Genomic DNA, 16237 nt, shown 5'->3' with positions numbered 1-16237 from the left:
ACTGTGCACAAGCAATTGCCTATCTGCGGTCCCCGCCGCATGTTCACGCCCCCGAGTGCCGGCGTACGCCGCGCCGCCCGCCACCAGCGCCAACGCCAAGACCTTGACCAGGTGGTCCTGGACTTGGGTGCGTAGACCCAACCCAACGCGCCCGGCGTCACCAACCAAGCCCGCGCCAAAGTCGGGGCCTCAGACCCCCACCGGGGACCGTGCACAAGCTATTGCCTGTGCGGTGTCCCCACCGGGTGTTCACACCCCCGCGCGCCGGCGTACCAAACCACGCCTGCCGCGGAACGGCGCGACGCCTGCGCCGAGCGACCCGACACTTCGGGTACGCCGCCGGGGAAAGGCAGGGCGAACAGGCCACTCAATGCCGCCAATGCGGCCGAGTTACGCCGACCGCAGCGCGCAGCGCCGCACCATGCTCGGGGCCTTGGCCCCCTACCGGGGACCGTGCACAAGCAATTGCCTATCCACAGTCCCCACCGGGTGTGCGCACCCCCGAGTGCAGGCGACCGCCGCGCCGCCCGACGCTCGCCAACGCACACCAACCCAACGCGCCAGGCCTCACCAACCAACCTCGCGCCAATACTCGGGACCTTGGACCCCACCGCGGACTGTGCACAAGCAATTGCCTGTGCACAGTCACCACGGAGTGTTCACACCCCCAAGCGCCGGCGTACGCCGCGCCGCCCGCCACCAGCGCCAACGCACACCCAACCCAACGCACCCGGCGTCACCAACCAACCTCGCGCCAATACTCGGAGCCTCAGACCCCCACTGGGGACTGTGCACAAGCTATTGCCTGTGCGCAGTCCCCGCGGAGTGTTCAAACCCCCGAGTGGCGGCGTACGCCGCGGCGCCCCGGAACGGCGAACGGCCGGCTCCGGGGTTGCGGGGCCGGCCGTTCGGGGGAATGGGTTACTTGTAGACGTCTGACTGGGGGTCGCCGTGGCAGCGCTTGTACTTCTTGCCGCTGCCACAAGGGCAGGCGGCGTTGCGCGGCGTGCCGGCGTACTCCAGGCTGCCTGCTTCGGCGCCTTCCTGGTGCGTCGCGACCTCGTCGTCGCCGTCGATCGTCGGCGCCGAGTAGGTCAGCCGCTGCTGCCGGGGCTCGTTGCTCAGACCCTTGGCGCGCAGCCTCGGCGTGTCCCGCGGCCGCGGGGTGTCCTGCGGGCGCTCCTCGTCGTCCTCGCTCCGGCCCTCGAACTCCGCGACCGGTGCGCCCGGCGTGAGGATGTCCTGGATCCGCCGGCCTTCGAGGCTGTCCTCGTCGGCCAGCGCGGCCTCGGAGGCGAGCTCCATCTCGGCGCGCATCGCCTCGATGTCGACCTCGACGTTGAAGATGAAGTTGATCGACTCTTCCTTGATCGACTCCATCATCGAGGCGAACATGTCGTAGCCCTCGCGCTGGTACTCGACCAGCGGGTCGCGCTGCGCCATGGCGCGCAGGCCGATGCCCTCGCGTAGGTAGTCCATCTCGTAGAGGTGCTCGCGCCACTTGCGGTCCAGCACGCTGAGCACGACGCGCCGCTCCAGCTCGCGCATCGCCTCCTCGCCGAGCAGCTCTTCACGACGCTCGTACGCCGCGTGCGCGTCCTCGAGGAACCGCTCGACCAGGAAGTCCTGGGTCAGGCCGGCCTTCTCGCCGCCGGCCTCCTCGATCAGCTCGTCCTCGGTGAGCTCGGTCTGGTACAGCAGCTTCATCGCGGCGAATAGCGCGTCCAGGTCCCAGTCCTCGGCGAACCCGTCCGCGGTCGCGCCCTGCACGTACCCGGTGACGGTCTCGTCGAGCATGTCCTGCACCTGGTCGCGCAGGTCGGCGCCCTCGAGCACGCGGCGACGCTCGTCGTACACCACGTGGCGCTGACGGTTCATCACGTCGTCGTACTTGAGGATGTTCTTCCGGGTCTCGAAGTTCTGCGCCTCGACCTGGCCCTGCGCGGACGCGATCGCCTTGGTGACGACCTTGTTCTCCAGCGGCTGGGTGTCGTCGTTGTTCCGCGACATCGCCCAGTCGACCATCTCGCGCTTGAACAGCCGCATCAGGTCGTCCTCGAGCGACAGGTAGAACCGGGACTTGCCCGGGTCGCCCTGGCGGCCGGCGCGACCGCGGAGCTGGTTGTCGATCCGGCGGGACTCGTGCCGCTCGGTGCCGAGGACGTAGAGGCCGCCGAGTTCGCGGACCTCCTCCTGCTCTTCCTTGACCTGCTTCTCGAACTGCTCCAGCAGCGACGGGTACTCCGACTCGTACTGCTCGATGTCCTCGGCCGGGTCGATACCGCGGGCGCGGAGCTCCTTGTCGGCGAGGAACTCGGGGTTGCCGCCGAGGATGATGTCGGTACCACGACCGGCCATGTTGGTGGCCACTGTGACCGCTCCGCGGCGACCGGCCTCGGCGACGATCGCGGCCTCACGCGCGTGCTGCTTCGCGTTCAGGACCTCGTGCTCGATGTTCTCCTTGAGCAGCTGCCGGGAGAGTCGCTCGGACTTCTCGACCGACGTCGTACCGACCAGGATCGGCTGGCCCTTGGCGTGCACCTCAACGATGTCCTTGACCACCGCGTCGAACTTGGCGTCCTCGGTGCGGTAGATCAGGTCCCGCTCCTCGACCCGGATCATCGGCTTGTTGGTCGGGATCGGCACCACGCCGAGCTTGTAGACCTTGGAGAACTCGTTCGCCTCGGTCATCGCCGTACCGGTCATGCCGGCCAGCTTGCTGTAGAGGCGGAAGTAGTTCTGCAGCGTGATCGTCGCGAGGGTCTGGTACTCCTCCTTGATCTCGACGCCTTCCTTGGCCTCGATCGCCTGGTGGAGACCCTCGTTGTACCGGCGGCCGTGCAGCGTCCGGCCGGTGTGCTCGTCGACGATCAGGACCTCTTCCTGACCCTGGCCGCCGACCACCACGTAGTCCTTGTCCCGGTGGAACAGGTCCTTCGCCTTCAGCGCGTTGTTCAGGTAGCTGATCAGCGGGGTGTTGGCCGACTCGTACAGGTTGTCGATACCGAGCCGGTCCTCGACCTTCTCGATGCCGCGCTCGAGGATCGCGACGGTGCGCTTCTTCTCGTCGACGTCGTAGTCGGCGACCCGGCGCTTGGTGTCGTCGATCTCCAGGTCGGTGACCCGCGGGTTCTTCCGCTTCAGCTCCGCCTCGTCGGCCAGCGTCCAGGCCTTCAGCACGTTCGCGATCCGGGCCATCTCGACGTACCAGCGCTGGGAGTCCTCAGCGGGGCCGGAGATGATCAGCGGGGTCCGGGCCTCGTCGACCAGGATCGAGTCCACCTCGTCCACGATCGCGTAGTTGTGCTCGCGCTGGACGCAGTCCTCGATGCTGGCGGCCATGTTGTCGCGCAGGTAGTCGAAGCCGAACTCGTTGTTGGTGCCGTAGGTGATGTCCTTGGCGTAGGCGACCCGGCGCTCGGCCGGCGACATCTCCGGCAGGATCACGCCGTAGTCGAGGCCGAGGAAGTGGTACACCCGGCCCATCCACTCGGCCTGGTACTTCGCCAGGTAGTCGTTCACCGTGACGACGTGCACGCCCTTGCCGGACAGCGCGTTCAGGTACGTCGGCAGCGTGCCGACCAGCGTCTTGCCCTCACCGGTCTTCATCTCGGCGATGTTGCCCAGGTGCAGCGCCGCGCCACCCATGATCTGTACGTCGTAGTGCCGCTGGTGCAGGGTCCGCTGGGCGGCCTCCCGGACGACCGCGAACGCTTCCGGCAGCAGCGCGTCGAGCGTCTCCCCGTTCTCGTGCCGCTGCTTGAACTCCGCGGTCTGGCCGCGCAACTCCTCGTCGGACATCGCGGAGAAGTCGTCCTCGATGGAGTTGACCATCTTCGCGATGCCCTGGAGCTGGCGGAGGATCTTGCCCTCGCCGATCCGCAGGACCTTGTCGACAACCTTCATGGTGGGGAGTTCTCTCCTTGCTGCTGAAGCCTGGAAGCGGGCGACGCCGCATGGCACGGCCGACCCCGGGGGAAGGCGTGCGTCCCCCATCGTACGGGGCCGAGTGTGCCAAGCCACGCCCGCAGCGTGCCTCGGGCCCTAACCGACCCACGCGCGAGCGAACCGGAAAGTTCCCGGCCTCGTCTCAGAAACCGCGCAAGGCGTCACTCAGCGCAGGCGACAGATCACCTCCACCGGCCACCCGGACCTGGTCCAGCCCGAGCCACCCCGCCAACTGGACGAGCTCGGCGGCCAGCTCCTCGGGCGTCTCCACCGGAGCCTTCGGCTCGGCGTGTGCCGACTGGACCAGCAGTACGCCGCCGGCGCGGTCGGCCTTCAGGTCCACTCGGGCGACCAACTTATCCCCGAGGAGAAAGGGAAGCACGTAATAACCGTGGACGCGCTTCTCGGCCGGGACGTAGATCTCGATCCGGTACCGGAAGTCGAACAGGACCTCGGTCCGGGTGCGCTCGAAGACCAGCGAGTCGAACGGGCTGACCAGGGCGCGGGCGTTGACCCGCCGCGGCAGCCGCGCGTCGCGGTGCAGGTACGCCGGGCGCTTCCACCCGTCGATCCGGACCGGCAGCAGCTCGCCGGAGTCCACCAGCTCGGCGATCGCCTGCAGCGTCGGCTCCGGCGCGGTCCTGAAGTAGTCCCGCAGGCACTGCGCCGTCGCGACCCCGTGGGCCCGTGCCGCGATCGAGACCAGTCCACGGTGCGCCTCGGCGAGGGACGGGGTCGGCGTCTCGACCACCGCGCGCGGCAGCACCCGCTCAGGTACGTCGTACAGCCGCTCGAACTGCTGGTTGCGCCTCGCGACCGTGATCTCGCCCGCGAAGAACAGGAACTCGAGGGCGCGTTTCACGTCGGACCAGTTCCAGCCCCAGTTGTCCTTCGAGCGCTCGACGTCGTCGTCGATCTCGCGGGCGGTGAGCGGGCCGTGGGTCTGCACGTCGCTCAGCACCTGCTTGACCAGGTCCGGCCGCTCCTTCGCGATCGACCGCGGACCGCCCCATGCCTCGGTCGTCGCGCGCGCCATCCGCCAGCGCATCAGCGGGTGCGTCTCGACCGGGATCAGCGACGCCTCGTGCGCCCAGTACTCGACCAGGCGACGCGGGGCCTTCCCGGAAGCCCGGTCGAGGAGGTCGCGCGGATACGGACCGAGGCGCGAGTAGAGCGGGAGGTACTGCGTGCGGCTCAGCACGTTCACCGAGTCGATCTGGATCAGCCCGATCCGGCCGAGCACCCGCGCCAGCGCCCGTGCGTCCGGGACGCCTTTCGGTCGCGGGTCCATGAACCCCTGCGCCGCCAGCGCGACCCGGCGCGCCTGAGCCGTGGACAGCACCTCTGTGGTCATGCGCGCATTCTGCCGGGCCGCACCGACAATCCCCGCCCGAGCCGTGGGCATAACTCGGGAGTTACCGAAAGTGGGAGGTGCGCTACGGATGGTGTTCGAGGGAACCTGCCAGCAGGCCGTCCGCCCGTGCGGCCCCTATCACCATGGAGTGAGGCATGACAGGAATGAAGCATGTGGTCCGCGCTGCCCTCGCGGCCGGCGTCCTGACCGCGGCGACCCTCGGTGCGGTGGCCGTCGCCGGCACCGCGTCGGCCGCCCAGAACCCCGGCGCCCCGACCAACCGCATCGTCGGCGGCACCGTCGCCCACACCGCGGACGCCCCCTGGGCCGTCGCGCTGAACAACAGCGGTTCACCGTCGCCGAGCGGCCAGTGGTGCGGCTCCACGCTGGTGAAGGCGAACAAGATCGTCACCGCCGCGCATTGCGCTCAGGAGGCCGCGACCACCTACACCGCCATCCAGGGCCGTGACGTCCTGACCCAGTCCGGCGGCAAGACGTCGAAGATCAGCAGCATCTGGGTGGACCCGGAGTATGGGAAGTCGCCCGCTCACGACGTCGCCGTGTTGACGCTGGCGACGCCGTTCGAGGGTGTGGACACGCTGGCGCTGGAGACCGACAAGGCCGTGGACAAGGCCGGCGCGGCATCCGTCGTCTACGGCTGGGGCTCCACGGAGGGCACCGGACCGGAGGACACCTTCCAGAAGGTCGACGTACCGGTGCTCGGTGACGACTACTGCTCGAAGGCCTACGCGAGCCAGGGCTACACCCCGGACGGCGAGATCTGCGCCGGCTACGAGGCAGGCGGCAAGGACTCCTGCCAGGGCGACTCCGGCGGCCCGCTGGTCCTGAACGGCCGCCTGTTCGGCGTCGTCTCCTGGGGCGTCGGCTGCGCGGACGCCGGCAACCCGGGCGTCTATGCCCAGGTCGCCACGTACGCCGCCGAACTGCAGAAGCAGATCGACAGCTGAGTCTCCCCGCAGAGTGAAGGGGCCGGGCGATTGCCCGGCCCCTTCGTCGTGCTCCTCCCGCGGTCTAGACGGCCAGCCGGATCACGCCGTAGTCGTAGCCGCGACGGCGGTAGACGACGCTCGGCTGGTTCTCGTCGGCATCGACGAACAGGTAGAAGTCGTGCCCGACCAGTTCGAGCTCGTAGAGCGCCTGGTCCAGGGTCATCGGCTTGGCGGTATGGGTCTTCTCGCGCATCACCAGCGGTCCGTCGCCGGTGACCGTGAGAGATCCGTACTTGTGTGTCGCCACCTCTTCCTCGGCGACTGGTTCCTCCACTACAGGGGCGTTGCCGTTGAGCGGCTGCTTCGCGTTCACGTGCCGCAGGCCTTCCGGCGTTCGCTCACCACGGTGCACCCGGCGCCGGTCGGCCGCCTTGCGGACCTGGGACCGGAGCCGGTCCAGGCAGACGTCGAACGCCGCCTGCTTGGTCTCTCCGCACGCCTCCGCGCGGACCACCGGACCCTTGGTGTACATGGTGAGCTCGACACGCATCGCCCGATCGTGCTGTCGCGGGTTCTTTTCCTGGCTGACTTCCACCTCGCACCGCAGTACCCGATGATCGACTTTCTCGATTCGCTCGAGTTTTTCCTCGACGTACTGCCGGAAGCGGTCACTGACCTCGCAGTGATGACCCTTGACAACGACGTCCACGGAAACCTCCATCGATCGGCGACTTCTTGTTACGTCTCCGGGCCCCCGTCCTTCCTGTCCTCGCTGAGCTGACTGCGATTGGGGCGCCCGAAACGAGAACACCCGCGGTCGAGCCGGTCGGACCCCGTGGCCAGGAAGCCGGCTGATCCGGTCCTGCACCACTCCACTGCCCGACAAGCCCCTGCGGGTGTCATAGGCCAACGCTAGTCGGCTTCGGCGAAAACCGGTAGAGAAGTTCTCATGAACCAGACGTCTCGTGTCGCGCGGTCGCGGCCAGGACGGCGCAGCCGAGGACCCGGATTCCGCCGGTTTCCAAGGCGCGGCAGGCCTCGCTGAGCGTGGATCCGGTGGTGATCACGTCGTCGACCAGCAGGACAGGTTGATCGCTCAGCGTTTCAGCCCAGCGCGAACGCAGCCCGAACGCCCCGTCCAGGTTGGCGGTACGGCGTTCCGCGGACAGCCCGGCCTGGTCGTCGGGACGCCCGACGACCCGCAGCGCGTCGGCCACGCGCGCGTCGATTCCCTGTCTGCGCAGGGATCTGACGGCTGTCTTCGTAATCCGCCGGAGCGGGTCGTGCCCGCGCTGCCGGACTGTTGCCCGAGGCGACGGCACCGGACACAGCCACGCCGCCCGCCGCCCTCCGAGGGCCGTCCGGGCGACCGTCGCGAGCAGGTGACCGAGCGGTTTGGCGAGCGCGTACCGGGCATGCTCCTTGTGCGCGAGGATCAGCTCGCGGAGCTCCCCGCCGTACGCCGCGGCGGCGGTCGGTGGCGCGAGCCCGGGTGGCGCCGGGTCCGGCCATGCACGGAACGGAGTCAACTGCGTCAGTAGCCCCCGGCAACCATGACAGAGAGTCACTCCGGGGCGCTCGCAGCCGGCGCACCGCCCGCCCAGCACCAGATCCGCGAACCCACCCCACACCCCACCACGATCGGTGAGTCGTCGCCGGCGGGCAACTCCCGCCTGTGGACAACTGTCAGCCGGGGTACGTCGGGATGATCGGGGCGGACCCGGCGTCGGAGTCCATCGTCATCCAGAGCAGGTCCTTGCTGAGCCAGTGCATGCGTCCGCTGTCGTCCTCGATCACCGGCAGGGTGTCCTTGTTCGGGTTGGACGTCACGTGCTCCGCGGTGAAATCGGGGGTCGACCCCGGCAGCAGCTGCAGACTCGAGCCGTCGGTGTTCACCATCCAGGTCTGACGCCGCGGGCTGCTGGCCGTCGCCCCGACGACGAGGATGCCGGCCTTGCTCCAGGCCGCGTCGGTGATGTTGGTCAGCGCGAGCTGCAGCTGCCGGAGTTCGGTGAGCACCAGCTGCTTGCCGCCGTCCCTGGTCTGGACGGTGCCGATCTGCACGGTGTTCTGGTCGCCGGCCTTCGGCTTCATCACGATCAGCGCCCGGACGCCGTCCGGCGCCATCCGGAGCTCCTCCGGGGCATCGCCCTTGAAGTTGACCGCCACCGGGGTGAGCTTCCCGTCGTGACCGCGGACGCGGAGCCGGGGGTGGTCGGTGTCGGCGCGATCCAGGATCCACAGGTTGTCCTGGCTGTCGAAGCTCGGCTGCAGGGTCTTGCCCTCGACCTTGATCGGCACCAGGTCGTCGTTCTTGTCGCCGGACGGGTCAAGCCGCCCGTACATGACGACGTGGTCGCCGTTCTTGGTGGTGGTGACGATCGCGCCGAAGGCGCCGCTCAGGTTGACCGCGAACGACTCGGCGTCGTACGACGACAGCTTGCTGCTGGTCAGCGGCTGGGCGGCGATGTCCGAGGACCCGTCCAGGCCGACGATGCGCTGCGGTTTGTTCCGCCGCAGGCCGAACAGCTTGGTCAGCGCCGCGCCCGGCACCTGCGGGTCGAACTGGGCGAAGTTGGCGAACGGCAGCACGTCTGGGTCGTCCGGCAGCAGCGGAGCGCCACCGACGGTGATCTTGGCGCGCAGATTGATCTGGTTGAGCGTCCAGACGATCTGTGCGGCCAGCAAGCGGCGGTCCTGGTCGCGGAGACCACCGGCGGCGTCATTCAGCGCCACGGTGGCCACGCCGAAGTCGACGGGGACGGACACCTGCACTTCGGTACCCGGCGGTGCCACAGTGGACACGCCGTTGCCCAGCCGGCTGGTCGGGCCCTTCAGCAGCTCCTGGATGAGCTGGGTCGCCGCCTGGCCCTGTGACAGGTTCAGCGGCAGGTAGACCGGGTCGGCCACCAGGAGCTCTCGGGCCTGGTTGAAGAAGTACAGGTCCCGGGAGGCGAGCTTCAGGTCGACCTGGTTGCTGCCGAGGTACGCACCGGGCGGGACCGAGTCGACGCGGTACTGGCCGTCGATCTTCTTCAGCTTGAACAAGAAGGTGGTCTGGGCGTTCACCGGCGCCGGGTTCCACTCGCCGCGCGCACCGATGGTGGCGATCCTCGGAGCGCTCAGCTGGATGCCGTTGCCCTTCTTGGTGAGCGACTCGGGGCTCTGGTCGTACACGACCGTCTGCAGCTCCGGCTTCCACGCCGCGGCCGCCTCCGGGGTCATGTACTGCCGAGCGACGTCGTACGCCTGGGAGTCCGACATGGCCTCCAGGAAGCCGCTGACGATGGCCATCTCGTCGACGTTCGCCCGCGGCGGCTTGGCCTCGACACCGACACCACCGAGGTCCGGCGCCAGCCCTTGCCGCTCGCCACTGCGGATGGTGCCCTGGGTCGGTACTGTCGCGCACCCGCCGAGCAGCGCGGCGACGACCAGCAGCGGCAGGACCGCGCGCAGCTTGCGCCTCACCGCTCGTCACCACCGTTCAGCTTCTGGTACGGCGCTCCGACGTCGACGAGCTCCGTGACGATCCGGAGGGCGTCCGCCGGGCGGGCCGGGAGCGGCGAGCCGGTGAGTGCCACGTCCGGACGGCGCGGCAGCGTCAGCCGGAAGTACGCACCGTCGCCTGGTGAACCCCAGGCGTCCAGACGGCCGCCGTGCAGCCGGGCGTCCTCCAGCGCGATCGACAGACCGAGGCCGGTGCCACCCGTGGTCCGGGCCCGGGCCGGGTCGGCCCGCCAGAACCGGCTGAACACCATCTCCGCCTCCTCGGCCCGGAAACCGACACCGTGGTCACGGACCGCGACGGCCGCCGCGTCCTCGTCGTACGCCGTGCTGATCCGGATCGGCAGGCCCTCGCTGTGCTCGATGGCGTTGCCGATCAGGTTGCGCAGGATCCGCTCGATCCGGCGCGAGTCCACCTTGGCCCGGCACGGCGCCGTCATGTCCAGCTCGACCGGACAGCCCTTGGCCTTCAGCAGGGCCTCGTGGTTCTCCAGGACGCGGGTCACGATGTCGCGCAGGTCGACGTCCTCCAGGTCGAGCGCGGCCGCACCGGCGTCGAACCTGCTGATCTCCAGCAGGTCGGCGAGCAGCTCCTCGAACCGGTTGAGTTCGTTCTGCAGCAGCTCCACCGAGCGGCGGCTCATCGGGTCGAACTGGTCGCGGCTCTCGTGCAGCAGGTCGGCGGCCATCCGGACCGTGGTCAGCGGCGTCCGCAGCTCATGCGACACGTCCGAGACGAACCGGCGCTGCAGCCGGGACAGCTCCTCCAGCCGGCGGATCTGCCGCTGCAGGTTGCTGGCCATCTTGTTGAAGGACACGGCCAGCCGGGCCAGGTCGTCGGTACCGCGGACCTGCATGCGTTCCTCGAGCTTGCCGGCTGCCAGCCGTTCAGCGATCCGCCGGGCCATCCGGACCGGCGTCACGACCTGTCTGGTGACCAGCCAGGCCACTGCACCGAGCAGAACGATCAGCAACAGACCCGCGGTCACCAGAGCACGCTGGACGACGTCGAGCGTCTCCTGCTGCGCGGTGAGCGGGAAGAGGAAGTAGATCGCGTACCGGTCGCCGGTGGAGTTGATGCGGATCTGCGACCCGATCACCAGCCCCGGTGCGCCGGAGCCGTCGCGGTAGTTGATCTTCGTGTACGTGTCGTACAGCTTCGAGTCGTCGCTCATCACCGAGGACGCGAGTGCCTGCGGGATCGAGTCGCTGTCGACCAGACCGGTGTAGCGGATGGCGTTGGACGCCGCCTGGTCGGTCGGGACCAGCAGAACGTCGTACAGGCCCGGGCGGTTGGTACCGAGCACCAGCTCGGACAGCTGCTGGTTGATGTCGCTGCGGTTGGCGGCGTCGATCGTGTTGGCCAGCTGCGCCAGCTGCGCGCGCACCTCCGCCTGGGCGCTGGTACGCCGTGATTCCAGGACACCGTCGGTGACCTGGCTCATCATCACCCAGCCGACCAGGATCAGGACCAGCGTCGACATCAACAGGGTGCCGGTGACGATCCGGGCCTGGATGGAGCGGCGCCAGATGTCCGGCCAGTGCTTCGGGTGCGTCCGCCACAGCGGCTGCGGCTGGGCAGACCAGTCCGCCACGGCGGCGGTGAGCTCCAGCTCCGTCCCGCGGGATTCGGCCCCCTCCTGCTCGGGCGGGGCCGGCTGCCCGTCCGACGGACCACCTGGTTGGCCGGTGTGGTCCACGATGACCGGATCGGCCACCGGCTCCGGGTGGGCCGTCTGCGACTCTGGGCCGCGTCCGTACTCGATCAGTCCGCACCAGCCTTGTATCCGACACCGCGGACCGTGACGACGATCTCGGGGTGCTCAGGGTCCTTCTCGATCTTGGAGCGCAGTCGCTGGACGTGCACGTTCACGAGCCGGGTGTCGGCCGCGTGCCGGTAGCCCCAGACCTGCTCCAGCAGCACCTCACGGGTGAACACCTGCCAGGGCTTCGACGCCAGGCAGACCAGCAGGTCGAACTCCAGCGGCGTCAGCTGGATGGTCTCGCCGGCCCGCTTCACGGAGTGCCCGGCGACGTCGATGGTGAGGTCGCCGATGGTCAGCGACTCCGGACCGGGCTCGTCCATCCGGCGCAGCCGGGCCCGGATCCGGGCCACCAGCTCCTTCGGCTTGAACGGCTTGACCACGTAGTCGTCGGCACCGGACTCCAGCCCGAGCACCACGTCCACGGTGTCGCTCTTGGCGGTCAGCATCACAATCGGTACGCCGGACTCGGCCCGGATCGCCCGGCAGACGTCGATACCGTCCATCCCCGGCAGCATCAGGTCGAGCAGCAGCAGGTCGGGCTTGAACTCCCGGAACGCCGGTACCGCTTTGTCACCGGTCGCACACAGATAGGTGTCGTAACCCTCGTTGCGCAGCACGATGCTGAGCATCTCCGACAACGCGGTGTCGTCGTCGACGATGAGGATGCGGCCCCGCATCGTCCGGTTACCCTCTGCCACGCCCAGTCTCCTTGCCGTCCGAATGTCGTCCGACTGCCGTTCGAATCCCGACCGATCGGTGTGCGACCGGCGGGTGCCAGGCCGTACGCACTACGGATAGTGTCCCATTCCCCCGGTAGTGCACACGCCGGATCGCCGTGTGACCCCGAGTTGGGCTGTGATCATGGTGCACGGTTGGGGTCCACCACAACTCACGTGCCGAGAGGTACGACGGTTCAGCTGGGAGGAGGAACGCAGTGACCGACCGGAACATGCGCCTGTACGACGACGTGGCCACGGAGCCGCTGCGCCCCTGGCTGCCCGCCGATCTGCTCGACAACGCCGCCCGGACGATCTCCGACAACAAGACCATCATGCTCGGTCTTCCGGTACTCGCGGGGATCGCATTGGTCGCGGTGCAGGCGGTGCTGACCGAGGTCGCCGTACCAGGTGGGCTCGGTGGGTTCTTCGGAGCGGACGACCCGTTCTCGCAGGCCGGTGCGGCGCTGTTGCTCACGTACGGCGTGCAGGTGGTCCTGTTCTCGGTCGTGTCGAGCATGCTGGCCGGGATCATCGCTCTGGCCGCGGTGCGGAGTCAGCTGGCGCAACGGCTCGGTCCGCGTGAGCTGATGCGGCTGATCAGACCTGCGCTGCCCGCACTGGCTGCCGTCGGTCTGGTGCAGTCGCTGTCGTTCATCCTGCTGATCGGCGGCTGGGGACTCCTGGTCTTCGGTGTCGGAGCTGGTGCCGACGCAGCGATCTCTTCGGATGCAGCTGGTGCGGTCGCCGTGGTGATGATGCTCGTCGGCGGTGCACTGGTGCTGATCTTCGGCGTCCGGCTGGTGCTGGCCGGGACGGTCGTGCTGATGGAGGGCCGGCACGCGCCCGCCATCGGCCTCTACGTCCCCGCGCGGGTCGGCGTCTGGGGGGCGCTGCGACGGTCGTGGCAGCTGGTACGGGGCAAGTTCTGGCGGGTCTTCGGGATCCTGCTCTTCGGCGGCCTGGTCGTGAACATCATCGGGTACGCCCTGCAGTTCGGGGTCAGCGCCATGATCATCACCCTCGGCTCGTGGGCGGACCTCAGCAACAGCAGCGGGGCCGTGCTCGTGACGGTCGTGCTGGGTGTGGCGGCCGGTGTCGCGACCGTGCTTACGCTGATCGCCAGCCTCGCGTTCATGTCCGCCGTCCAGGCCCTGATCTACCTGGACCTACGGGTACGGCGTGAAGGCCTCGACCTGTGGATGCGTCCGCCACTGCGGTCGGAGGGACCGGCGTGATCGTGTTCTGGCAGGAACCGCCTGTCGACATCGACCGGGACCAGGCTGCCCAGGAGGCGGCCAAAGAGCTGTCCAAGCCGGCGTACCGGGACTCTGGCGGTTCGCTGATCGGCAAGGCTCTCAGCAAGTTGGTGGAGTGGATCCGCGACCTGCTGGACAGCCTCACCGGTTCGTCTCCCAACGGCCATGCCGGTCTGGTCATGCTGATCGTTCTGCTCGTCCTTGTCGTCGTCGTGGTGCTCTGGCGGGCCGGAGTACTGCGGACCAGTCGTAAGGCCACGTCGCAGGCCGTTTTCGACACGGCGCGGCCGCAGCGCGCAGCGGAGTACCGAGCGCAGGCAGAGCGGGAGGCCGGCGCCGGCGACTTCGCTCTGGCCATCCGCAGTCGCTTCCGGGCCTGCGTTGCCGAGCTGACCGAGCGGACCGTGCTGGACGAGCGGCCAGGACGTACGGCGTACGAAGTGGTCACCGATGCGTCGCGAGCGGCACCTGTACTGCGTGAACCGCTGCAGCCGGCCGCACTGGTGTTCACGGAGGTTGTCTACGGCAACCGTCAGGGGACACCGGAGCGGTACGCCGCTGTTGTGGCCGCTGACAACGCCGCACGGACCGCACGAGTGGCTGTATGAGCACGCCGGTCGGGCGGACCGTCGGCGATAGCTGGAAGGCGTTACGACTTCCCCTGCTCGTCACTGGTGTCGTCGTGCTCGCTGCGATCGTCATCCTGATCGCCACGTCCGCACAGACGTCAGGTCAGTTCAGTCCGGACTCCACCGAGCCAGCCGGGGCACGCGCGCTGGCAGCGCTGCTGAAGAACCACAACGTCGACGTACATGGCACCGAGTCGCTGGACGACGCCGTGGAGCCAGGTGATGGACAGACGCTGCTGGTCGGGCCCGGCGGCTCACTCGATCGCTATGACTGGCAGCAGATCGCCGACGCCAGGTGGAGTCACCTGGTCCTGATCGGGCCGAGTGGTGACGCTCTGGACATTCTCGCGCCCGGAGTCAAACCCACCGGAGACGCGCTGGACCTGCAGAGTCGTAAGGCGGACTGTGACCTCCCAGCCGCGGCCAAAGCGGGGACAGCGACAGTCAGCGGGTACACGTACAGCGCACCCGACAACGCCATCGCCTGCTACGGCGACGGCATCAACAACACCATCGTCCGGCTGGACCTCGACGGCCGCACAGTCGACGTGATCGGTACGCCGACGTCGTTCACCAACGCGCGACTCGCGGACGACGGGAACGCCGCGCTGGCGCTGAACCTGATCGGCACGCACCAGGACCTCACGTGGTTCCTGCCGCAACGGGACACGTCCGGCAGCGGTCCGGTCAACCAAGACGCGCCACCGCTGATTCCACCGGACGTGCGGTACATCGCGTGGGCGCTGGCCTTCACAGTCCTGGTGGTGGCGCTGTGGCGGGGCCGACGGCTCGGTCCGGTCGTGGCGGAGCAGTTGCCGGTCATCGTGCATGCCGCGGAGACCACTGAGGGCCGTGCGCGGCTGTACCGGCGTTCACGCGCCCGGGACCGTGCCGCGGCGGCACTGCGCGAGTCCGCGCTGGGGAAGCTCCACAAGGCCCACGGCATTCCCCGCCGGGCCGAACCGTCCGCAGTGGTCGCGACTGTTGCCGCCCGCACCGGTCGGGACCCGGCCATGCTGTACGAACTGCTCTACGGGCTGCCGCCACAGTCCGACGCCGCTCTGATGTCCTTGTCCTTTGAGCTCGACGTACTGACGCAGGAGGTACGACACCCGTGACGACTACCGAGGTCTCCGCGGACCAGGCCCGGCAAGCGCTGGTCGCGCTCCGGACCGAGATCGGCAAGGCGGTGGTCGGCCAGGACACCGCGGTGACCGCACTGGTGCTCGCACTGCTCTGCCGCGGCCACGTGCTGCTCGAGGGCGTCCCCGGTACGGCGAAGACGCTGATGGTGCGCGCACTGTCCACAGCGATGCGTCTGAACACCAAGCGGGTCCAGTTCACGCCGGACCTGATGCCGGGCGACGTGACCGGGTCACTGGTCTACGACGCGCGGACGAGCGAGTTCGAGTTCCGGCCGGGACCTGTGTTCACCAACATCCTGCTGGCCGACGAGATCAACCGGACGCCACCGAAGACCCAGGCCGCGCTGCTGGAGGCCATGGAGGAGCGGCAGGTCACCGTGGACGGCGAACCGCGCCTCCTGCCGGCGCCGTTCGTTGTCGCCGCCACGCAGAACCCGGTGGAGTACGAAGGCACCTACCCGTTGCCCGAGGCCCAGCTGGACCGGTTCCTGCTGAAGGTGACGCTGGACATCCCGCCACGGGACGCCGAGATCGCCGTACTCGCCCGGCATGCACAGGGCTTCGATCCGCGGGACCTGGCTGCCGCTGGGTTGCGTCCCGTGGCCGGTCCGGAGGATCTGGAGGCTGGACAGCGCGCCGTACGCCGGGTTGCGGTCCGCGACGACGTACTGGCTTACGTCGTGGACCTGTGCCGCGCCACTCGCCAGTCGCCTTCTCTGCAGCTCGGTGTCTCACCGCGTGGGGCCACAGCGCTCCTCGCGGTCTCTCGTGCGTGGGCGTGGCTCTCCGGCCGCGACTACGTCATCCCGGACGACGTCAAAGCCATGGCACGTCCCTGTCTGCGGCACCGGGTCCAGGTGCGCCCGGAGGCCGAACTGGAGGGCGTCAACGCCGACGCGGTCCTGGAAAGCGTGCTGGCCACCGTCCCGGTCCCCCGCTGATGGTTGTGACAGGCCGGGCCGGGCT

The 16237-nt window shown here is 68.8% G+C and carries 12 protein-coding genes; 5 read left to right on the top strand and 7 right to left on the bottom strand.

Annotated elements, in window-relative coordinates:
• Positions 1 to 921: 921 nt before the first annotated feature.
• Positions 922 to 3906 (bottom strand): preprotein translocase subunit SecA, encoded by a 2985-nt coding sequence (secA, locus tag ACWGID_RS22685; RefSeq protein ID WP_452199511.1) that lies wholly within the window; start codon positions 3904 to 3906, stop codon positions 922 to 924.
• 184 nt (positions 3907 to 4090) lie between these two features.
• Entirely contained in the window at positions 4091 to 5302 is a 1212-nt protein-coding gene (locus ACWGID_RS22680; protein WP_452199509.1) for a winged helix-turn-helix domain-containing protein, read from the bottom strand.
• Positions 5303 to 5457: 155 nt separating this feature from the next.
• Between ACWGID_RS22680 and ACWGID_RS22675 the strand changes: the two genes are divergently transcribed.
• Positions 5458 to 6270, top strand: a complete 813-nt coding sequence (locus ACWGID_RS22675) for a S1 family peptidase (protein ID WP_452199508.1) — start codon at positions 5458 to 5460, stop codon at positions 6268 to 6270.
• Positions 6271 to 6334: 64 nt separating this feature from the next.
• On the opposite strand, the gene hpf is transcribed toward ACWGID_RS22675, so the two are convergent.
• From hpf to mtrA, 5 genes are all read right to left on the bottom strand, one after another.
• Positions 6335 to 6961: a ribosome hibernation-promoting factor, HPF/YfiA family gene (hpf, locus tag ACWGID_RS22670; protein ID WP_337759795.1), complete on the bottom strand. Its 627-nt coding sequence runs from the start codon at positions 6959 to 6961 to the stop codon at positions 6335 to 6337.
• 238 nt (positions 6962 to 7199) lie between these two features.
• Positions 7200 to 7781, bottom strand: a complete 582-nt coding sequence (locus ACWGID_RS22665) for a ComF family protein (RefSeq protein WP_452199505.1) — start codon at positions 7779 to 7781, stop codon at positions 7200 to 7202.
• Between the two features lie 157 nt (positions 7782 to 7938).
• A complete protein-coding gene (locus tag ACWGID_RS22660; RefSeq protein ID WP_452199503.1) occupies positions 7939 to 9720 on the bottom strand; it encodes an LpqB family beta-propeller domain-containing protein in 1782 nt (593 codons plus the stop codon).
• Positions 9717 to 11474: an MtrAB system histidine kinase MtrB gene (gene mtrB / locus ACWGID_RS22655; RefSeq protein ID WP_452199501.1), complete on the bottom strand. Its 1758-nt coding sequence runs from the start codon at positions 11472 to 11474 to the stop codon at positions 9717 to 9719. The genes ACWGID_RS22660 and mtrB overlap by 4 nt, the downstream gene beginning before the upstream one ends.
• 47 nt (positions 11475 to 11521) lie before the next feature.
• On the bottom strand, positions 11522 to 12199 hold the full coding sequence (gene mtrA / locus ACWGID_RS22650; RefSeq protein ID WP_141859693.1) for an MtrAB system response regulator MtrA: 678 nt from the start codon (positions 12197 to 12199) through the stop codon (positions 11522 to 11524).
• Positions 12200 to 12456: 257 nt separating this feature from the next.
• On the opposite strand from mtrA, the gene ACWGID_RS22645 reads away from it, so the two are divergent.
• The 4 genes from ACWGID_RS22645 to ACWGID_RS22630 are packed head-to-tail and all read left to right on the top strand — an operon-like array spanning position 12457 to position 16212.
• On the top strand, positions 12457 to 13476 hold the full coding sequence (locus ACWGID_RS22645; protein WP_452199500.1) for a hypothetical protein: 1020 nt from the start codon (positions 12457 to 12459) through the stop codon (positions 13474 to 13476).
• A complete protein-coding gene (locus tag ACWGID_RS22640; protein ID WP_452199498.1) occupies positions 13473 to 14105 on the top strand; it encodes a DUF4129 domain-containing protein in 633 nt (210 codons plus the stop codon). Before ACWGID_RS22645 ends, ACWGID_RS22640 begins: the two co-directional genes overlap by 4 nt.
• A complete protein-coding gene (locus tag ACWGID_RS22635; RefSeq protein WP_452199496.1) occupies positions 14102 to 15244 on the top strand; it encodes a DUF4350 domain-containing protein in 1143 nt (380 codons plus the stop codon). Before ACWGID_RS22640 ends, ACWGID_RS22635 begins: the two co-directional genes overlap by 4 nt.
• On the top strand, positions 15241 to 16212 hold the full coding sequence (locus ACWGID_RS22630) for an AAA family ATPase (protein ID WP_452199494.1): 972 nt from the start codon (positions 15241 to 15243) through the stop codon (positions 16210 to 16212). Before ACWGID_RS22635 ends, ACWGID_RS22630 begins: the two co-directional genes overlap by 4 nt.
• Positions 16213 to 16237: the final 25 nt, after the last annotated feature.

The organism is Kribbella sp. NPDC054772, assembly GCF_053611945.1.
The sequence above is the reverse complement of the archived record's forward strand: the minus strand, read 5'-3'. Positions and strand labels throughout refer to the sequence as shown.

Excerpts from the sequence above, each read along its gene's own strand:
- secA (WP_452199511.1), bottom strand. The coding sequence starts at position 3,906 with ATGAAGGTTGTCGACAAGGTCCTGCGGATCGGCGAGGGCAAGATCCTC.
- ACWGID_RS22680 (WP_452199509.1), bottom strand. The coding sequence starts at position 5,302 with ATGACCACAGAGGTGCTGTCCACGGCTCAGGCGCGCCGGGTCGCGCTG.
- ACWGID_RS22675 (WP_452199508.1), top strand. The coding sequence starts at position 5,458 with ATGACAGGAATGAAGCATGTGGTCCGCGCTGCCCTCGCGGCCGGCGTC.
- mtrA (WP_141859693.1), bottom strand. The coding sequence starts at position 12,199 with ATGCGGGGCCGCATCCTCATCGTCGACGACGACACCGCGTTGTCGGAG.
- ACWGID_RS22635 (WP_452199496.1), top strand. The coding sequence starts at position 14,102 with ATGAGCACGCCGGTCGGGCGGACCGTCGGCGATAGCTGGAAGGCGTTA.